This window comes from Aquimarina agarivorans, assembly GCF_000218485.1.
Lineage (GTDB): Bacteria > Bacteroidota > Bacteroidia > Flavobacteriales > Flavobacteriaceae > Aquimarina > Aquimarina agarivorans.
On sequence record NZ_AFPB01000170.1, the window covers coordinates 1 to 20,313 of the forward strand.

A 20,313-nucleotide genomic window follows, 5' to 3' on the forward strand; every position below is an offset into this window, starting at 1 on the left:
CATTTTTAGGTAAACCTTTCTATTTACAGGTTTCCGAAGGTGGTAGGCTGAATAGGGAAACCCTATATTTTAAAGGAAAAATTACTGAAATAAAAGGTAAAAAAGGAAACGAGCATGGTGGAATGGGAGATCTTATAGAAGTTAAAGGAATGAGTAACAGTATTCTTTTAGATGATGGTTCTAATATAGATAGCTTTTTAGAAAAATCAGTTTCCGATATCATTGAAGAAGTCACAAAAGACTACAATAGCTCAGAATTCAGTATAAGAGTACAACCTGAAAATGACACATTGCTCTCCTACTCGGTGCAACATCACCAAAGCACCTTCCAGTATTTACAATATTTAGCCGCTACACAAGGAGAGTATTTAGTATATAGTAGGGATACGTTACATTTTGGGAAACCCGATTTAGGAGACGAAATACCTTTAAATTACAGTGTCGATTTAAAGGATTTTAGTTTGGGTTTAACAGTTAACCCTTTACATTTTAATTATTATAGCAATGATTATACATCTGAAAGCACTATAGAAACTTCTAGTAACAGTATTGCTTCAAACGCTAGCGGATATAGTGCATTTGCCAACAATGTGAGCAAGCAATTTTTCCCTAAAAAAGACAATAAACAAGTTTTTTACGGGTTCGAGAGCCAACAGTTGCAACAACAATTAGACAGCTCGGTAGCATTGCAAAGAAAGTTAGCCGAACAAAAACAAGTAAGCATTGTAGGTCAAAGCACCAATACTGGAGTTTCACTGGGAAAAGTTATTGTTATTAAGAGTGGTCAAGGAGACTTTGGACGCTACAGGGTAATCCAAATTACGCACAGTTATAAGCAAGGAGGAACATATACCAATAACTTTACGGCAATACCCTTAGAAATTGACGTTTATCCTTTAACGGATATCGATTTAATGCACCCTTCTCATCCACAAGTAGCCAAAGTAATAGCTGTTAACGACCCTAATGGGATGAGTCGCATAAAGGCACAATTTCCTTGGCAAAAAATGTACAATAAAACTACCCCATGGATACGTGTAGCCACTCCCTATGCTGGAGGCGATAGAGGGTTTCATTTATTACCTGAGGAAAATGATGAAGTATTAATAGGTTTTGAAAATGGTGATGTAGAACGCCCTTACATGCAATCGGCACTATATACAGGAGTAAACAAACACAATGCTTGGCAAAGTGAAAACAACGATTTTAAAGGACTTACCACCAAGGGTGGGCATGTAATTGAACTTAACGATACTAAGGATGGTGAGATGATTACGATTACCGATAAAAATGGTAACAAGATTTTAATTGATACAGCCAATAATAATATGGAAATTTCTGCTTTAGAGAATATGACACTAAAGTCTAAAAATTTAACTTTAGATGTTGCAGAAAACATGAATGTAATTGTAGGTAAGGACAAAAATGAGACTATTAGTGAAAATCAATCGTTAACTGCAAAAAAAAGCACGGTATTAATCGAAGAAAATGCCGCTTTTCAAGCAAAAGAATTGGAGAAAAATGCAGAAAAAATAACGATTAATAGCACTAAAGACAACATGGAATTATCAAGTGCTAAACAAGTAGTATCTAACAGTGGAGAGAAAAACATTTTAGCTTAAGTCAATGTTTGATTTTGGAACAAGTATTATAAATGAAGATGAAAGTACTGTAGAAAAAGTACCGTTTTTATATAATAATTTACTAACATTTAACCCTCAAGTTAATACCGTAAACACGTATTTAACAACACTTTCGTTTTTTGATAAAACCGACAAAGAAGTGAATCGGTTAAATTACGAAACCACAATAACTTATCTACCTACCGAAAAAGGCTACCTATGTGAAGTTATTAAAAAAGATATATTTATTAATGGCAAGGAGCCCTCATTATTAATGGAACAAATTGCTAATGAATTTAATAAAGTACTCTACCCCTTAAACCTATCAATTAAGCATACAGGCAAAATAATAGCTGTAGAAAATATAGAAGATATTCAAAAAAGGTGGCAGAAAGAAAAAAAACGATTTAACCAAAAATACAAAGGTATTGTCATTGGTAAAATAATAAAACAATTTGATAACGCTGTTGGGAATAGCGCAAGACTAACAGCTTTGTTACATAATGATATTTTTTATCAAGTCTTTTTTCATAATAACTATCAGACTTATAAAACAGATTATCAATTTAGCAATACAATGCTTTTAAGTGTTGAAGGAAGTACAGTACCTATTTCTTTTAAAGGATTAAATACGATAACTCCTAAAACAACACAAAATCAAACTATTGCTGTTAATTTCGAAGGTAATTGTGAGTTGGATAAAAATCACGAATTAAGTAGAAGGATACAAAGCAACCAAAAAAACTCGGGAGATTTAGTAGTTTCATACGATTTAAATAAAGAAACACGTTTACCCGAAATGATACAAATGGTTGCTAGTTTTTTTGATGAGAAAGAAACTCACTTAAAAACTATTGAAGTATTTATAGCTAAAGAAGCGACTAAAAAAGCTCCTGTAGTGTTATTAGAGGAAGGTGTAGAAAATGTACCTACACCCAAGAAGAAAAAAGGGTTCTTTAGTATTTTTAAAAGCAAAACCAAATGAGCGAAAAAAAATTAGTTTGTCAAGGTGCAATATGCAAATGTAGCTTTGGTGATTTTCCAGATAAATTAGTCGTATCCTCTCAGCAAAAACACTATATTAATGATACTAGAGGAAGCCAAAAGTTAATGGCAACTGATAAAGAATTAGGTGCTCCGTTCCAAACAAAGACGTTTGGACAGTGCAAAATGCAACCCACAGGAAGCAGTTTTAAACCTTGTATGCCTGCCATTACTACTTGGAATGGATTTTTTGAGAAAACACAAATACAGAGTAACCAAGGTTTTCCGTTGTTAGAAAATAGTAAAGGGATTTGTTCTTTTGGAGGCACTCCTAGCGTAGAGATTACTTTTCACGGTCAAGTAGCTGTACCTTCTGCACAAAATATTGCCAATGCCGATCCCGAAGTACTCAGCCAAATAATGCCACTAATTAATGTAAATGAAATTGATACTCCCGATCCCTATGGGGCATTACAAATAGTGGATGATTCAACAGAATTAGACGAAGAGAATAAGCACTGTACAGCAGGATCTCCTCCAGAAGCACCTCTCAGTATTATAGGAACTTGCCAATATTATAAATGGAGATTTAATAATTTTATGGAACGTCATGATAAATGCCAGCATGATCCCCCAGATTATTACTATGGTCCTCTACGCGAAATAGAAGGTGGTTTAGGTTTTGTAGATACTATTAATGAGTGGTGGACACCTTCTTTAGAAGAAGAAATGGGCAATGAAAAACTAGTGGAATACAAAAAACCTCATGGTACATTTAGAGGTGTACCCTCTGAAAGCTATGGGTACAAATATTGTGTACGTTTTACTAATGTACTCATGCCTGAATTAAGTCCCAAGGGTAAGGAATGGTTAAAAAAAGCTAAAAAATTGTTACAAAAATATATGGAGGAAGGTGTCGTAGAGAAGGAATTTATTTCTGTAAGAAATACAGACTTTAATGAGAGGTATAGTTTAGCAAATAATGCCAAAGCTTTTTATACTGGAATAGAAAACAGGAATGATGAGTTTAGAGATTTTGCTTTTGCCACACATCCCGATGCATATTTAGATGCTGGTTTAACTGGCATCCCAATATCCGATAAAATAAAGGTAAGTCTAACTCCCGATTTTAAAGAGTGGGCTTCTGGGAAAACGTGGGAACAAGCCATGCTTGTTATGGAAGAACAAATCAATGATTGGTATAAACAAGCAGAAGCGGGACTAAAAGAAGTTCAAAAAGATATAGAAGAAACAATAGAAGAAGCTGAAAAGTATCTAGAATTATTTAAAGATAGTATAGATATCTGGAGAAGAATTAATAGAGAATTAGATAAATACAGAAATATGCCATGGCTAAACTAAAAAAACTTGTATTACCGTTCATATTTAGTCTTTTTCTAATGAGCTGTAATTCTCAACCCCAAAATATTACTATAAAAGAAACCCCTATGAATTGGCACTTAACAAATATTCCTACCGAAACTGGTTCTATTAGTTTTGATTATCGACTAAATCAATACTTTTTAGTAGATAATTTAATGGGGTTCATGCTTGGTAATAACTCTGGAGCAGAAGTTCATAACTCCGTTATTGAAGATAGACCTTATTACAAAAAAAACTATCAAACTACTCTATTCAAAACAGAAGACGGCGGATTGTCTTTTAAAAAAATAACGGTAGGAAAAGGCACGCTTAGTAAGATGACTAAAGATACCCAAGGGAATTTATATGTTATAAAGGAAGTCTATGAGAAAGATAATACTCCCCCTCAATACACGATTTTAAAATCTACTGATGTAGGAGAAACATGGCAAGAAATAGGAGGGTTTAACACCCAAAAGATTTTTAACGTTCGTTTTTACGATGCTAATAAAGGAATTGTAAGTATAGAAAAAGGAAAAGGAGTAGAATTACTAAAAACAATAGATGGTGGTAAAACATGGGAAACTTTAATTGTAAAAGTAAAAGGAGTTGATATTAATGATCCTTTTTTTATAAACGAAAATGAATTATATACTACTTATGAAGCAGAGGATACTAACGCAACAGCAACAGTTAATTTTAATACAGGTAAAACTATAGTGCATCAATGCAATCTACCCAAAGGGTATCGTTTCGACGTTTTTTTTAACGATGATGTTACAGGCAACCTGTACTCTGAAGTATTAAAGTATGGTGAATTACACCCGTTAATGTTATATAACCATACTACCCAAAAATTAATTACTTACGACTTTAAAAACAATAGAGACCAAACTAATGTAGGAGTAAATATCTCTGGAAATTATATAGCAGTTTTAAGAAGTGATAATGGTAAAATATTTTATTACTATAGTAAGGATAATGGGAAAAACTGGATTAAGGAAAGTCTACCTGATTATTTAGCAGACAGCCATCCCATTGCATTGTATGGAAAAGGGTTAGTTTGGGTAAAATCTATTAGAAATTTGTATAACCTACAAGTAAGAAAACCTAGTTTTCAGAACTAATAATTTCAACATCTAGCTGTAAACATTATGGAAAAAAAGACATCATTGTAGTTAAAACAAACGGAGTAAATGAAGTTGAAATAGGAAAAGAAGCTAAGTTATCCATAGTTAAGCTTGGCGAAGACAAAACCTTATCTATAAAAAACAAAAAAAAGACGCTAAAATTCGTTGGGTATGGATTGCTGCACAATATTTAGGTATTGCTGAAACCTATCCTTTTGACCAATCTTATCCCAAATGGGGAGAGTGGAAAAATAAAGAAACTGATGAGTTTATAGGTGTCTACGGAATAGGCAAGCAATATGTGTACTCTAATGGTGTAAGAATTAAAGCACAAACAGCAGAAGATCTAATAAAAGGAACCATATTTTATGCAGAACCTTTTATAAGTGAACCTACACTAAAGACAGGGCATTACATAGCAACTGTAGACACTCCTAAAATACTATCTGCCTACTTTGCTCGCAATAAAGATGAGTTTAAGTATATAGGAGAACAAGCAAGTGGCAATGTATTTACTTACAAAAGCACACTAAAACTATTTGTGCTTGGTCACATGCTACCTAATTATACTATTAACCATCATAATTTTGCGCTATTTGAAGTGGACATTTTTGATGCCGATGGAGACAAAAAAGTAACAGACACCCCCCTTCAGTTTTTCCAACAAAGTAATTCTGGAAAATTTACTGTAAATACACTAACAGAATTGGACTTTGTAATAGATGAAAAATGGCGCGATAAATGTAACCACAAGGAAAAGACAGTAAAAACATTTTATGCAACTATAAAAACTACGATTTACAGTAATGAAGATGCTATAGCAGGAGAAGAAGCTAAAAGCTTCACAGGCAACAATTTTACTCGGTTTGGAGAAAAGTTTCAATCCCTAGCACCCAATGCCGAAAATATAGCTGTAAAAATGGACAAGAAAGATTTTGATGAAAGTAAAAGTTGGGGATTTTATGATGCTGATAGAGCAAGGAGTATTGCCAGTAAATACGAACAAAAAAAATTAAAAGAAGTTTATACTACAAAAGATGGTACTGTAATTAAAAATCAGCAAGCAACCTTCAAGGTCAAGTATAATACCATGGATGTCATTTTAGAAAAATATGAAGCTTCCAAAACGAATATGCTAGCAGTAGTAGGTGATGTGGAATATAGCTCTAAGAGAACACATCCTTGTAAATACTCCAAAATAACAATACAACATGAAGGTAATAAAGACAGAAAGCCTTTTACATTGTTTGATGAAGAAGAAAAGACACAAAAACCCATAGATCACACCAATCTTGCTTTTGGCATTGTAGCAGGAGAAAAACAAGAAACCATAAAAATATTAGCCGAAGGATTAGTTATACAAGATCATCACCCAGACCAAGAAAACCCTCCTATTTGCCACGGAATAACTACGGCTCGTAAACGTTTAAAAAACAATTTATTTAAAAATAAAGATGCTAAACATAAGGATCAAGAAGAATTTAAACACAATACAATAAAAGATGTATTCTCTATGGAAAAGGCGTATGCGCTTTTCCCCGATGCAATGACACCAACCTCAGATCTTCAAGGAAACACAGGTGACGAAACCATAGATATTACCAAACAAGATGTAGATTTTAAATATTTAGAAAATGGTATAGAGCTTTCTGTAGGGTATTTGTATAATAAAACATTTTACCCAAAGGCGAAAAAATGGTTGGCAAATAATATAGGAGAATGGACAAACGATTTAGTTGATATAGCATGGATTGTTCGTTATTTTATATTATCTGAGGATTATGCTCAAAAATATTTTGTTCCTATTGGTACGTGTAGATACCCTAATCAATCAGCTATAGTTAAAATATTCCCTCATGTAGAATGGTGGGTCAATTTTAATTATAAAGCTAAAAACCCCAAACATGTTTACCAAAAACCTAATTATGGATATAGAGTGATAACCACTCAAAAAAATCAAAATCAAAAAAATGCTGCAAAGTATAGGAAAGATAAGGCTAACTCAAAAAAGAATGAGTACGAATTAGAATTTGAAGCAGGCTTTAAATATAATAATGGAACTCCAATAAAGTTTAATACTGGGGAAGGTTTTCCAGTAATTAATGCTATTAATTTTTTAATTAAAGCCTATGAAATATTTAAAGAGATAACATTTGCTGATGAAACAGCAGATAAAGAAAATCCAATAGCAAAAGGAGACGCTGAAAGCTCAAAAGGACTCCTTGCTAAAAAGATGACCAAACGTTATAAGGCAAGAAAGAGTAAAGGTTTACCTATTAGAATAGAAGTTTCCAGACCTTCTTTTAGCGGTGGTTTGTATGGAGCTTACAAGCAAAGTAAAAATGATGTAAGTGCTTATGGCTCTATGTATGAGGGTAAATTTGGAGCAAACCCTCTTTTTGGGATACAAGGAAAATTGGATTTATTATTTTTTGCACAATTTATAGGACCCATAGGTATAGCTTTAGACAAAATTAGCAAAGTAGTCAAGCGTGTAGATTATTTAACTTTAGGAGCTATAAAGATTGATTATTTTCTAAATTTAGCCGCTAAGGTTGATTTGAATATAGATGTTAGTTTAGTAAATTACCATTCTGTAGATGGTTGGGGCGGTGGCGAAGTAAATGCTGTAATGCCTATTAAAGTATGGTTAGAAGCAGGGGTAAATGTAGATGTAAGCCTACAAGGTGTTGCTTCTGCAGATGCCGATGTTGAACTACATGGTGAAGCCAATATGGATTTACAAATTAGTTTAGATAAACGTAATAATAAATTACCTATGGAGTTTACTTTTAAAGGACTTGATGTCAAAATTTGGTTTAGTTTTAATGCTAAGTCAAAAAGGAATGAAGTTTATGATGAAAACGGAAAAGTCATAAATAATACACAAGAACCTAAAAGAAAACCTAACGCTATTCGCCAGTTAATAGCTCCTGGTAAACCCGTAAAATTTAATATTTTATGAAAGACCTTTTAAAATTAATATTTATTTGTTCAATTATTACAAGCTGCGCGCAAAACACAAAAAATAATATGGTAAGTAGTGATCTAATGAAAGATATAAAACAAGTACCCAAAGCAAAACAAATTACTTATGCCATTCATGTAAATGCCAAAACACCTTATGAGATCTATATTGATGATATTCCATTACCTGGTTTTGGTAGATGCTATGAAAGTGGTATGAATACCACTTTAGAGCTAAATCCTTATCTGTTGGGTAATGGCATACATAAATTAAAAGTACGTTACTTGCCTTTAGAGACCGCTAAGGATGGTTTATTACAACCAAGTGATGTGTATTTTAATAAAGATGCTAAGTGGAATATCTTTTTTGTGAGTTATATAAAAGACACTACAGATCCTCTAGGATACAAAGGAGAGATTGATTACGAAAATAGTGAGTTAACAGTAGTGCCTCCTCCAAATGCAGTACCCTTTTGGGATCAAGTATTTGAGTTAGATATAAAAGATTTACCTTATGAATTAGAAGGTTGGAGTAATAGCCAAGATTTGTCTAAAATAGATGAAGACAAATTAAGCAAGGGAGTGTTTAGTTTTTATAATGAAATAAGAGAAGTGATGAATAATGGAGATGTTGAAAAATACTTTAACATGAATTCTAAAAGTGATAAGGAAATTGCAGTAGCGACTTTTGATAATGATTTAGAATGGTATACTTCAGACGAGAGGAAGAATGAAATAATCAATGATTGTAAAGATAATATGCTACCTATTAACAAAGAGGATTATAATTTGAAAATATATGGTTATGGTAAAATTATAGCTATTGAGAGAATTAAAAAGTTTAAAAACAATTCACTTATAGCTAGAAAGAGAATTGAAGATAATACTAGATATTTTGCTTATAGCTTTAAGCTTCATAAACCTAAAGGAAGTGATACTTTTGAGATCATTAGAAAATAGTATGATCACTTTTTACAGAGATAAACTCATTTGAAAGCAACTAATTTTTCAATACTTGAAAAAGTACCTCAACTCTATTTTGCAACAGGTATTGGTTATTATCTATATATCACAATTCTGTTATTCATTAATTTGTTTACAAATAGTACTACTGACGGTAGTGAGCTTAGGAATATAGTGGTACTATTAATTGAAACAATCGCTATTATTTGGCTTGTTATTTTTTACTGTATGAATCCTATAAGAATATGGAAAAAAGCTAAATCAGATATGGAGGAGCTTTTTGCTAGTCCTAAAAGAAACATCATAAGTTTGATATTAAAACCTGATCTAAATAACAGGAAGAAAACCATTAAAAAAGCTTTCTTTTTTACTTATTTTCAGATATAACTATATGCTTGATAGCTTACTTTTTCGTACGGCACCATTACATTGATTTAATAGCAACAATACCTACAGTTATTAATTTTTTTAGTGAAAGTAAAATTCCTAATAAATTAAAATGGGGAGTTGTAGCCTTTATTGTTATAAATACAGTTTTGTTAATAATAGACAAAAACCATGTGCAACTTTTTTATAAGAGGATTTTTAAGGTGTTTTGGATTGTAAAATACTTGGTAATCATTGTGTTTTTAATCACTCTTATTTTATTAGCTATTGATAAGCTTTTATTGTTTGATAATTTTAAATTTAAAATAGAGGAACATATTATTACCGTTGCAATCATCAGCTTTAATATTGGATTTATAATTACAGAAGTTATTTTAGCAAGAGAATATCTAAATATGAAAAGGAATAGTCACAAATAGTTTATTACAATAGAATAATGAGAAATAACAATTCTCACATATTAAAAGTATTCAAACAACGAGTATCTCGAATACAAAAAGAATTGGAGGGAGATAAAACATTAGTCGATATAGATAAAACTTGGTTAGGAACTCAAAGACGTTTATATACTCAAAATTCAAAAAAGTATGCTACTGAAAAAAAGAAGTTATTAGACACTTTAATTCCTTTTTTAGGCTACGATTGGAAACAATACCGAACAAGAGAATACAATATTTACGTAAACGAAAGGGTCGTAAGTATAAAAAAAGCACTTTACGCAGGTAAGGAAATAGCAAAAACAGATCAACAATGGCTTACTAGTGTACGGCGCAAATACAATAAAGATAATGCCTATTTAAACGCGACTCAACAAAAGAAATTAAAAGAACTTAATCCGCTGTTAAAAAGACCATGGCATAAAACACCCTCTGAAATTGAAAAAAATGTAACGTCGTTTGAGGATCACATTCAGCGAATAAGAACACTTAATACCTCTTTAGACAAATTACCTAAACGCTATCAAGATTGGTTAAAAAATCAGCGTGAATTATATATTGCAGATAAAGAGTATCTTTCTAAAGAAAATATTTCACAATTAGATAGTTTAACTTCTATTTTAAAAACAGAATGGTCTGTAGATATTAGATATAATTTTGAACTTCTACAAAAGCAATGTAGCACTATAAAAAGAAAATTAAAAAGGGGTGAACATCTAACAAAACAGGAAAAAGCGTATTTAGCAAAAAAACGTACGCAATATAGACAAGGCATTCTTTTTAGCAGCAGATCAATAAAAACACTTGATTCTTTAACCCCATTATTAGGCTATGATTGGAAAGAAAACAAACGTAGCTACACTAAAGCTAAAACTTTTGAACAGCATTTAAGCGAAATTAGATGTAATCTGCAAAATCATATTGTTTTAACTAGAAAGCAAAAAGCTTATTTACGAATGCAACGTATTTATTATAGCGAAAACCCTGAAACGTATCCTAAACATAAATTTGATGCACTAGAAAGGTTAATTCCACTATTAAATTACGATTGGAAATATAGCAGAAGACCATACCCTCAAAAACACAATTTTGAAGAGAGAGCAATTCTTATTAAAAAGCATTTATCAGTATCAAAGGATACTTTAAATTTAACAATAGAAGATAAGGATTGGCTTAGAAGACATCGCAGAATCTATCGATCAGACCCTAAACTTTTTGATAAAAAAAGAGCTCTTATTTTAGATAGCATGAATGATCTGTTAGGCTACGATTGGAAGACTTATGTAATAGAACGGACTTAATTTTGAGAATATGAAAAAGAAAAGGAATTCATCATTGAACTCCTTTTCTATCTTTGAGTGCATTAGCTAATATGTAATGGACAGTATTTAATCTGTATGACTTGGATCATTCTCGATGCGTTCCAATTCTAACAAAATAATATTTTCTACATCTGCTTTTACCTGTCGGTAGTTTGCATTAATTTGTTCCTCCATGGTATCATTTCCGTCACTATCTAAAAACGAGATAATTTCGGGAATAGGTTTATATTGTTTTGTTTCTTGGGTAACCTTATCCACATCTACAACAATTTCAGCATGAAAAATCTTTTGTTCGATACGTTCATCAAAATTGTCTGAAACAGCACCAACAAACATACCTTGTGTAAGATTGGATATTTTACTTGGTGGAATCAAACTATCCATTTGAGTAGAAATAGAAGTGGATTTATCTTGCCTGTTAATAGTCATCGATTGCCTTTTTTGCAGTACTTTACCAAAACGTTCCGATAAAGTTTTAGCAGTTTCACCAACGACCTGACCACTAAAAATATTCCCTACGGTATTTTGAATTACTTTGCTTTCTTTGTCTCCATAATCCCTTGTCAACTGTGAATAATCTTGAAAACCCAAACAAACTGCTACCTTATTGCTACGAGCTGTAGCAATTAAATTATCTAAACCTCTAAAATAAATGGTCGGTAATTCATCTATAATTACTGAAGATTTTAATTGTCCTTTCTTATTAATCAATTTTACAATTCTACTATTGTACAAACCTAAAGCAGCAGAGTAAATATTTTGACGATCAGGGTTGTTCCCGACACACAAGATTTTGGGAGCTTCTGGGTTATTGATATCCAATGAAAAATCATCTCCTGTCATTACCCAATATAAGGCAGGGCTTATCATCCTAGATAATGGAATCTTGGCACTGGCTATTTGTCCTTGTAATTGATCTTGTGCCCCTCCTTCCCATGCATCGATAAACGGAGAAAGATAATTTTCCAATTCTGTATAACTTCTTAGAATTGTAAATATGTCTGTATACTTTTTGTTGAGTAGTTCTATTGCATGGGGGAATGTGCAATATTTCCCATTTTCATAGATCTTGAGATACCAAATAATCGAAGCCAACAAAATAATAGGACTTTCCACAAAAAAGTCTCCTTGCTTTTGTATCCATGTCTTATTCAAATTGAGCATTATCGTGTAGGCACTCTCATAAGCATCCGAAATGTCCGTCATAAACATAGGATTGATTGGGTTACAACGGTGGCTTTTACGAGGATTATCAAAGTTGATTACATAGAATTTTGGAGGTATTTTATACTTATCTGTATGCTTTAGTAAATGATTATAAGCGATAACCGATAGGTCATCAAACTTAAAATCATAGATATACATCGAAAATCCTTTTTCAATTTGTTGCTTGATGTAGTTATTTACTACAGCAAACGATTTACCAGAACCAGGAGTACCCAAAACAATAGTTGCTCTAAATGGGTTTACAATATTAATCCATCCCTCATTCCATTTCTTTTTGTAGTAAAATCGAGTAGGTAAATTGATAGAATATTCGTTTTCTAACAAGCGAGTTTCTTGCATAAAACTTTCATTTTCGAGATTAAAAACATCATCCATTAGATGATGCTTAAATAACCTACTCATCCAAACACCAGCCATCAATAAGCCAATATATCCTACACTTAACGTGGCAATATAAAATATAGCGATTTGTAATTTGGGTAATGAAACTTGTAACAACCAATAATTGAAAAAGAAAAATAGTAGTCCTGTAACTAGTGCAACATTAATCTTTGTCCATGTTATTTTTTCTTCTTTAATTCCCTTAGTACCTAAACAAGATAAGCTTAGAAATACTAGTGAAAATAATTTAGTCCATAGCAAGGACGAAAACAATCCTGTATCACGTTGAAAGTTCCATAAAATTCGATCTACAGTTGAAATAGTAAATCCCCATTGTTTGAATGTTTCATAACAAAACCAATAACAATGTATTACCACAAACAGAATACTGATTGCTCTCATAAATTCCATTGTTTTGGCTAATCCTCTAATATCATCTTCGTTTTGCATCTTTTCTATTTTTACGTTTTTTCTTTACTTTTTTCATATCGTTTTCTTCTGGAACATCCGTTGGTAATAAACCGCCTAAAGATTCCATAACACCAGCATTAAAAAGAGGCATTGCCTCTGCTGTAAGTTCATTTTCCATATACTCCATATGTTGTGTTATAGAGGTTGCTGCATTGGCTATTAAAGTGGTCTCTTTTTCTTCATTCCAAAGGCGATGAAATACATTAGCCGAAAGATCTTTTCCTAATCGAGAACCATTTAATACTGTTTTAGAAGTATGATCTATAAAACTGATCCCATAAATTCTGCCTTGATCGTTTTCTCTGATAAACATTGATATTTTATGATCCTGTAAATACTTTCTAAAACGATCTTTAGAGGGATGCTTCTGCATAGCATCACGCACCAGTTTTCGTACTCTCTTCTGAGGTTTATGTGTATCGATATAAGTTTTCGATTTTTTAAACTTTTGTTCCAAATCCGCTAAACCAACAGGCATTGAAAAACGGGAAGATTTGAAAGGGTTACTTGCTTTTTCTCCTATATCATTAGTAGCAAAATAGACCAATCCTCGTTTTTCTTTTCCGTGAATAATTCCTCGAACTTCTTGTGCAGTCACATTAAAAAATGATAGTAAAGCCTTGTATTCACCTAAAGTTTGAAACTTATAGTTTTCGTTTGCAAATGTGAGTACCGAAGCAATTTGTTGCTTTACATTATCTTGTTTAACATCAACTTTTTGTAATGGGATATCTTTTTTGTCAGCTGTACCAATTGCAGAAGTGAGTTTAAATTGTTTCTCTAGTTTTCGGCATAGTTGCATTGAACGTACTTTCTCGAAACTATCTGAAATACGTTTGCCATATTCATCTACACAAACTGAAACAATATGAATATGAGCACGTCCAGTATCGGTATGTTTAAATACTACATAAGGTTGGTCACCGTACCCCATTTCCTGCATATAATGATCTGCCAATTCACTAAAAAGTTCATCTGAAACCGCATCTTTAGGATTGGGATTTAATGAAATATGAAGAATTGGTTTTTCAGTACGATTATTAGCTATGAGATAAGGCTCAAAAGAACGTTCCAACAAGGGAATAGTAAATTCTCCCTTTAAAGGGTATATCATTTTGTGGCAATGCAAAATATTACCTTGATCTTCTTTCACCTTTTCATAGTTGTAAATTAGTATTCCTTTTAAATGATTTCCTCTTCCTATTTTTGCAACCATCTTTCATCAAATTTTTGGATTAAACGAATGATCTTTTCAAGAATAGCAATCATTGCTACAGTATGCTTTTCCAATTTTATTAGTAAAAATTTTGCATTCTTTTCAGAAAAATTGGTATGTAAGGCTTTTACAACTTGATTGTAATTCACTCCAATGGCTCTAAATTGAGCATGTAAAGCCGTTAGTTTCACATAAAAATCATGAGCAGATTTATCAATGGTTACTACTTTGATTTCTTTTTCAAATAAAATGGCACGTATAAATTCGGCTTTGGTTAAAGCACCAGAGATATCAAATCGCTTTAAAAACACTGCATTTTCTTCAGCATTTAAGCGAAATACATAACGATACACTAAAGGAGCTTCTTTAGGTTTTCGTCCTTTTTTAATTTGTTTTTCCTTCATCTTTAATTCGTTTTAAGTAAAAATCCAATACATCTATTTTCAAAATCCTCGACTTCGGAGGGATTTTAACTCCGTAGGACAAGTTTGTAATGAGAGGCACAAAAGCATTTTTGAGGCACTCATTACACAACTTGCTCTGTTCCGCTGAACAGTTTTTAACTAGAATTTTATGTGGTGATATGATATCACAAATCCCAAAACTGATCTCTACAAATTAAAAGCGTGAAAACGGTTATAACACCATGGTTATCAATGACAAAAAGAGCCATCTAAAGCCACTTACAACCACAAAATGGAATCCCTGAAAAAATGAAATGAAAGCATTGTTTTTTTGATGTAACGACGTAGAACTGTATAGCCAGCTAAACAGAAATACAGTTGGTCATTTAGTTAGGCGTGAGCATAAAAACATCACTAGCCAATTAACTAATTATTTGAATAATAAGTCAATCGTGCAACTAGAGATAGCTACTACTAGCTGTACAAAAATTTAGCTAACCGAGCGTATGAGTAATTAGCTAAAAAGACTACTGGTTAGTCAACTAGCTAATTGTATAACGAGCTATATGTATCACTAGCTAGCTAGATAATCATACAACTATATAAACTTATAAACCGTAAAATTTTAACCAATGAAAAAAGAACCATTAAAAATCAGTTTTTCATCTCAAAAAGGAGGTGTAGGGAAAAGTGCAATTACTGTACTAACTGCTGCAATGCTACATTACAAAATGGGATATCAAGTTGTAATTTTCGATTGTGATTTTCCCCAACTTAGTATTGCCAAACAACGAGAACGTGAGTTAAAAGCGATTATGGAGAATGATCATTTTAAGCGAATGGCACATACACAATTTTCAAGTTTAAACAAAAAGGCATACCCCATAATTTCCTGTAATGCAGATACTGCTTTACAAGAAGCAAAACAGTTTTTAGATAATAGCCCTATAAACTATGATTTTGCCTTTTTCGACTTCACAGGAACAGTAAATTCTACAGGAATATTACAAACCCTAATTGGAATGGATGCCATTTTTTCTCCGATGACTGCGGATCGATTAGTCATGGAAAGTACCCTTTCGTTTTCGCAAGTAATGGCACAAATATTTGCGAGTAAACCTGATAAGAAAGGCTTACATCTATTTTGGAATATGGTAGATGGTCGAGAAAAATCTACCCTTTATGATACTTATGAAAAGGTTATTAATGAGCTTGGGCTACACAAAATGCAACATTACTTTTCAGATAGCAAACGCTTTCGAAAAGAGCTTCCTGAAATTGGCAATGGATTGGTATTTCGTTCTACACTCTTTCCTCCTCACAACCGTTTAATTAAATCTTCTCGTTTAGACGCTTTTATCAATGAATTTTTACATCTATTAAACCAATAGCTATGGGAAATACAGATTGGGAACAAGCTAGGAAATATGTATTAGAGCACTACCCTAAAGCGGTTTGCTTTAAATACAGAAAAAATGTCTTTGTCATTTTTTCAGATCGAAATCTCACAAATGCAAAGCGGTTATCGAAAAATATAAATGAACAAAAAACTGCCATTAATAAAGGAATGGCTTGGGTAGAAGCTAAACAAGTTTTAGAAAAAGCGAATAAATTTTCTTACGACCCATCTAAAAATGATACAAAATGAAAAAAGATAAAACACCGATAGACGAAAAGGAATTAATGAAAATGATGGCACATTCATTTTCAGAAGATAGAAAAGTTCCTAAAGCGGAAGAAACAAAAGAAGAACCTCAACCTAAACCCAAGTCCAAGGCGAAACAAACAGTTAAGACGACTGCAACTTCTAAGAAAGAGATAACATCCTATCAGGAAGTGTTTTTACAAAAAAGCCATTTAATTGCCCGTAATGGAAAAGCAATATACATCCGTCCAGAATTTCACGAACGCTTATTTAGAATTACCCGAGTAATTGGAGAAAATAATATGTCTATATCTAATTATTTAGATAATATTTTACAATATCACTTCTCCGAATTTGAAACTGAAATTAAGAAACTCTTTAAAGATAATTTTAAACCCATTATATAAATTATGGAACAGTATATCCAAGTTGTGATCTTATTGCTATTAATTGTTCTATTAGTAGATCGATTTTATAATAAATCGACTCCTCCAAAACCTCCCCGTGAAAAACCCAAACCTAAGCACACCAATAGTGTAATGGGAGAAAGTAAAGAAGGGATAAAGCAACTAGAAACTAAAAAAGTATTGGTAGATAGTGATGATAAAATAAAAACATCAAAAGTAATTCCTTCAGAAGCTTTAGAAGCGGTTTTTAATTCTACAACCCCTGAAAATATGGATTCTAATGAGTTGAAATTAGAGGAGGAAGAAGAAGAATTTAAAACGAATCCACCAAGTGAAGTAGATCAAGATTTTAATACAGGTTTGAGCTTTGAAGAATTACAAAAAATAGCCAAGCTATTAAATCAAAAGGAACTTACTAATGATACTTTGCCTATAGCTATGAAAATTGAAAACACCGAATTATTAGAAATACTAAATGAGCAAATTCCAAAAGCACAACAACATGTTTCTGATTTATTAAATACGCATTTAGCCACTCATAACAATTCTAAAATAAATGATGACTGGCGTGATTTTGATATTGGGGATTTTTTATAGATTTCGTAGAAGGGAATAAATGAAGATTGGTTAGATTAAATATTAACTATTACAATTTATATCTAATAACTATGGCAATTAGACTATAATCTAACTCGATTTATATTGTTCTTGCAAATATTCTTTATACTTTTTGAATTCAACATCCCTAGGATTGATCTGCAAAACATAATTAACTTTGCCCATAAGATGCTTTAAGTAATTCGATTTTTTTTGATTGGTTCGTTCTATATGACTGGCAAGTCCATAGTTTTTTATGTAGTACATTTCATTTCTCAGAGAGTTACGGATTTTTTTTGGTAATTGAGCTTTTTTATTGACCACGATACCAGAAATTATTTGAGGTTGATTTGGCTTCATCAACTTAGTTTTTTCTTCATTTAACTCCAAACCAATTTTAGAAAGCTCTTTTTTAACTAATTTTTTAATCTCTTCAGCATTTAAATTCCCCGAGAAAGCTAAATCATCCGCATATCTCGTGAACTTTATTTTATTTTTCATACAATATTTGGAAACTTCAGTATCAAAATCTTTCAATATTAAATTTGAAATATAGGGACTCGTAGGTGCTCCTTGAGGTAATTCATTTTCTCGAAAACATAATTTCGCAAATAAATTTGACATTTTTCTTGAATAACCAATACTAAAAAACAGATATTCAACAGACTCAAACTTTATAGAATTGAAGAATTCTTTAATATCTAAGGTTAGGACTAGTGGCTCGTTTGTGTGATAAATTGTATGTTCTTTAATACTCCTTTTGGGTACGTAAGCTTTTGCATATCTACTTACCTTTAGTTTGTAGAGAATTTCATCTAAAATCCACAATTGAATTTCTTTAAGACTAGGCAAAGGTTCATATAATGTTCGGTTTTTCCCATTACGTTTTTTAATTTCAAATTCACGATAGAAGTATTTTTGAAATTTTACAGCACGTTTGAGATAAGAAACACTGTACCCGACTAGACCACTAAGGTGGTTAATACTATAAATTACAGGGAGATTATTTTCTAATAGAGGGTTAGCATATGATAAGCACTTATTGATATATTCAGAAGAAAAACCATGTTCCAATGCTTTTTGAGTAAACTTTTCTAAGTATAATTGTTGGTTATTCATATTTACTTGTGGAGATGTTGTCCTTAAGAACGAGGGACTACTCAGAGCCCCCGTTCGGAATAAGAATTTTGGAAAGGGAAATATCTATTGATTTTGCCTTTTCAAAATTCGCCAGCTTGAAAGAATGTTCACTATTTGGCATGGTGACATCACCAACCATTTCTTTTAAAAATCAAGCTCTGTCTGGTTTGGTAAATATATAAAATTCCTTTCATGTTTTTTAATTCTACTTTGATTTTCTGGTTGTATCCAATTCACTTTATTAGTTTCTTTAAGTAAATGTTTTCCTTCGGCAAGAACTTCTTTTCCCTTTGGCGTTAATCTTATTTTCTTCTCAACATAAGATAATAGTTCATTATCTACAAGCTTATTTGTAATTTCTGAGATTTCTCTGTATGACAGGTTTTCTCTCAATAATTTTTTAATATTTCCAGAATTCTCAATCATTTTGAGCACTAGAATTTCTTTTTTTTCTGTCATAATTCAACTGTTTCTTCTCTAGAGAATGGTGCTTCAAAATATTGTTTTCCAATCCTGTGTCTCTTCCAAAATATAGGGAAAGTATTGTCAGGAGTTCTAGCAAGTGTTATTAGGGCTTCACACCCATCATAACCCAAACTAAAGTGACTACCTCCAGGAATTAACCTCTCAATTTCTAGCATTACTTGGATTTTTTCTTCAAGAATAGGTGAATCATTAAAATCACTAATACCTTTTAAAGAAAGATAATCAGCATAAACAGAGATTCCGTCTTCAACAAATAAATCTGATGTATCTTTTTGAATTGCAATACAAATAATGTTTAATTTATCATTAGTTATATTTACATTCTTCTTTAATTCTTTCAAACAATCATTTAAAGTTTCGCCAGAACCAATATAATCGTCAATTAGGAAAATTGCTTCATTATCTTTTAATTGAAAATGAGCATTATTTAAATCTTCAAATTTTGTAACATATTTAAATTCTACTTTAGAATATTTTACGAGTAACTTTTTAAACACTTTTATTTGATATAACAAGAACATTCCACTTTTAGCCTTTCCCTCATCCTCGAATTTAACTATTGGAAATAGATAAACCGTCTTTAAATTTTCTATTTTTTCGTCTTCTACACTTTCTAAAGTTGAAAAAATCTTTTCCTGATATTCAATAAAATTGATCCATTGATACCTTTCAACTAATTCAATTATCAATTCTCTTGCTCTATCATTTAGATTATTTAGAAGATTACAGAAATTATCAAATACATGTTCATCTATATCCTTGTCAGTCCATCGTTTAGTTTTAAATATTTTATTTAAGTATGTAATTGATTCTACTATTGTCATTTTTCTTTAACTAATTAATGTAAACACATATAAATAAACTTGAAATTTACTTTTGACCAATATTGAGAGCTAATTTAAAAATCTTTTTGGCTTAATTATATTACAACTCTTTATATATAATTAAACACACCTTAAAAGCGCTGTATAAATATACAACCTTATTCCAAAAACTACCTCTAACAGCCAACTAAAGCCATAAAAACGGCTTCTCAAAAAGGGCTGTATTCTTAAAATACATTCGTGTAAAACAAGCTAAAAATCAGCTTATCAAATACACACGAATGAAAGAAAAACGCTTTCTACAACAGCATTTTGAGTACGGATAATTTTTTACTGCTCAT

At 31.7% G+C, this 20,313-nt stretch carries 19 protein-coding genes; 13 read left to right on the plus strand and 6 right to left on the minus strand.

Annotation, left to right across the window (positions count from 1 at the left end; genetic code table 11):
- The 9 genes from GMC_RS0114560 to GMC_RS0114600 form a co-directional block, all read left to right on the plus strand.
- On the plus strand, positions 1–1,622 hold a 1,622-nt coding region (locus tag GMC_RS0114560), incomplete at its 5' end, for a type VI secretion system Vgr family protein (protein ID WP_010522840.1).
- Positions 1,623–1,626: 4 nt separating this feature from the next.
- Positions 1,627–2,607, plus strand: coding sequence for a hypothetical protein (locus tag GMC_RS0114565; protein WP_010522841.1), 981 nt, complete (start codon positions 1,627–1,629; stop codon positions 2,605–2,607).
- On the plus strand, positions 2,604–3,968 hold the full coding sequence (locus GMC_RS21385; RefSeq protein ID WP_010522842.1) for a DUF4280 domain-containing protein: 1,365 nt from the start codon (positions 2,604–2,606) through the stop codon (positions 3,966–3,968). Before GMC_RS0114565 ends, GMC_RS21385 begins: the two co-directional genes overlap by 4 nt.
- Positions 3,969–4,054: 86 nt before the next feature.
- The gene (locus GMC_RS0114575; protein WP_029489813.1) at positions 4,055–5,095 is read left to right on the plus strand and encodes a beta propeller repeat protein; all 1,041 of its coding nucleotides are present in this window, start codon (positions 4,055–4,057) and stop codon (positions 5,093–5,095) included.
- Positions 5,096–5,399: 304 nt separating this feature from the next.
- On the plus strand, positions 5,400–8,063 hold the full coding sequence (locus GMC_RS0114580) for a hypothetical protein (protein ID WP_010522844.1): 2,664 nt from the start codon (positions 5,400–5,402) through the stop codon (positions 8,061–8,063).
- A complete protein-coding gene (locus GMC_RS0114585; RefSeq protein WP_010522845.1) occupies positions 8,060–9,025 on the plus strand; it encodes a hypothetical protein in 966 nt (321 codons plus the stop codon). Before GMC_RS0114580 ends, GMC_RS0114585 begins: the two co-directional genes overlap by 4 nt.
- A 30-nt stretch (positions 9,026–9,055) precedes the next feature.
- Positions 9,056–9,415 (plus strand): hypothetical protein, encoded by a 360-nt coding sequence (locus tag GMC_RS0114590; protein WP_010522846.1) that lies wholly within the window; start codon positions 9,056–9,058, stop codon positions 9,413–9,415.
- Between the two features lie 8 nt (positions 9,416–9,423).
- Entirely contained in the window at positions 9,424–9,834 is a 411-nt protein-coding gene (locus tag GMC_RS0114595; RefSeq protein ID WP_010522847.1) for a hypothetical protein, read from the plus strand.
- Positions 9,835–9,851: 17 nt separating this feature from the next.
- Positions 9,852–11,153 (plus strand): hypothetical protein, encoded by a 1,302-nt coding sequence (locus tag GMC_RS0114600; protein ID WP_010522848.1) that lies wholly within the window; start codon positions 9,852–9,854, stop codon positions 11,151–11,153.
- Positions 11,154–11,240: 87 nt separating this feature from the next.
- Here the strand turns inward: GMC_RS0114600 and mobC are convergent, their stop codons facing one another.
- From mobC to mobA, 3 genes are read right to left on the minus strand one after another with little or no spacing between them, the layout of a single operon-like run.
- On the minus strand, positions 11,241–13,232 hold the full coding sequence (gene mobC / locus GMC_RS0114605) for a conjugal transfer protein MobC (RefSeq protein WP_010522849.1): 1,992 nt from the start codon (positions 13,230–13,232) through the stop codon (positions 11,241–11,243).
- Positions 13,216–14,469, minus strand: coding sequence for a conjugal transfer protein MobB (gene mobB, locus GMC_RS0114610; protein ID WP_010522850.1), 1,254 nt, complete (start codon positions 14,467–14,469; stop codon positions 13,216–13,218). Before mobB ends, mobC begins: the two co-directional genes overlap by 17 nt.
- Entirely contained in the window at positions 14,454–14,873 is a 420-nt protein-coding gene (gene mobA, locus GMC_RS0114615) for a conjugal transfer protein MobA (RefSeq protein ID WP_010522851.1), read from the minus strand. The genes mobB and mobA overlap by 16 nt, the downstream gene beginning before the upstream one ends.
- A 632-nt stretch (positions 14,874–15,505) precedes the next feature.
- On the opposite strand from mobA, the gene GMC_RS0114620 reads away from it, so the two are divergent.
- Genes GMC_RS0114620 through GMC_RS0114635 form a run of 4 tightly spaced genes read left to right on the plus strand, consistent with a single transcriptional unit; the run spans position 15,506 to position 17,522 of the window.
- Positions 15,506–16,264 carry a ParA family protein gene (locus tag GMC_RS0114620; protein ID WP_010522852.1) on the plus strand — a complete coding sequence of 253 codons (759 nt, stop codon included), beginning with the start codon at positions 15,506–15,508 and terminating at the stop codon, positions 16,262–16,264.
- A gap of 2 nt (positions 16,265–16,266) precedes the next feature.
- Entirely contained in the window at positions 16,267–16,521 is a 255-nt protein-coding gene (locus GMC_RS0114625) for a hypothetical protein (RefSeq protein ID WP_010522853.1), read from the plus strand.
- Positions 16,518–16,925 (plus strand): DUF3408 domain-containing protein, encoded by a 408-nt coding sequence (locus GMC_RS0114630; RefSeq protein ID WP_010522854.1) that lies wholly within the window; start codon positions 16,518–16,520, stop codon positions 16,923–16,925. The genes GMC_RS0114625 and GMC_RS0114630 overlap by 4 nt, the downstream gene beginning before the upstream one ends.
- A 3-nt stretch (positions 16,926–16,928) precedes the next feature.
- Complete coding sequence (locus tag GMC_RS0114635; RefSeq protein ID WP_010522855.1) at positions 16,929–17,522, plus strand: hypothetical protein; 594 nt, start codon at positions 16,929–16,931, stop codon at positions 17,520–17,522.
- A gap of 90 nt (positions 17,523–17,612) precedes the next feature.
- Here GMC_RS0114635 and GMC_RS0114640 read toward each other — a convergent pair whose 3' ends face one another.
- From GMC_RS0114640 to GMC_RS0114655, 3 genes are all read right to left on the minus strand, one after another.
- Positions 17,613–18,641, minus strand: a complete 1,029-nt coding sequence (locus tag GMC_RS0114640) for a reverse transcriptase domain-containing protein (RefSeq protein WP_010522856.1) — start codon at positions 18,639–18,641, stop codon at positions 17,613–17,615.
- A gap of 165 nt (positions 18,642–18,806) precedes the next feature.
- On the minus strand, positions 18,807–19,121 hold the full coding sequence (locus GMC_RS0114650) for a hypothetical protein (protein ID WP_010522857.1): 315 nt from the start codon (positions 19,119–19,121) through the stop codon (positions 18,807–18,809).
- Positions 19,118–19,972, minus strand: coding sequence for a phosphoribosyltransferase-like protein (locus GMC_RS0114655; protein ID WP_010522858.1), 855 nt, complete (start codon positions 19,970–19,972; stop codon positions 19,118–19,120). The genes GMC_RS0114650 and GMC_RS0114655 overlap by 4 nt, the downstream gene beginning before the upstream one ends.
- Positions 19,973–20,313: the final 341 nt, after the last annotated feature.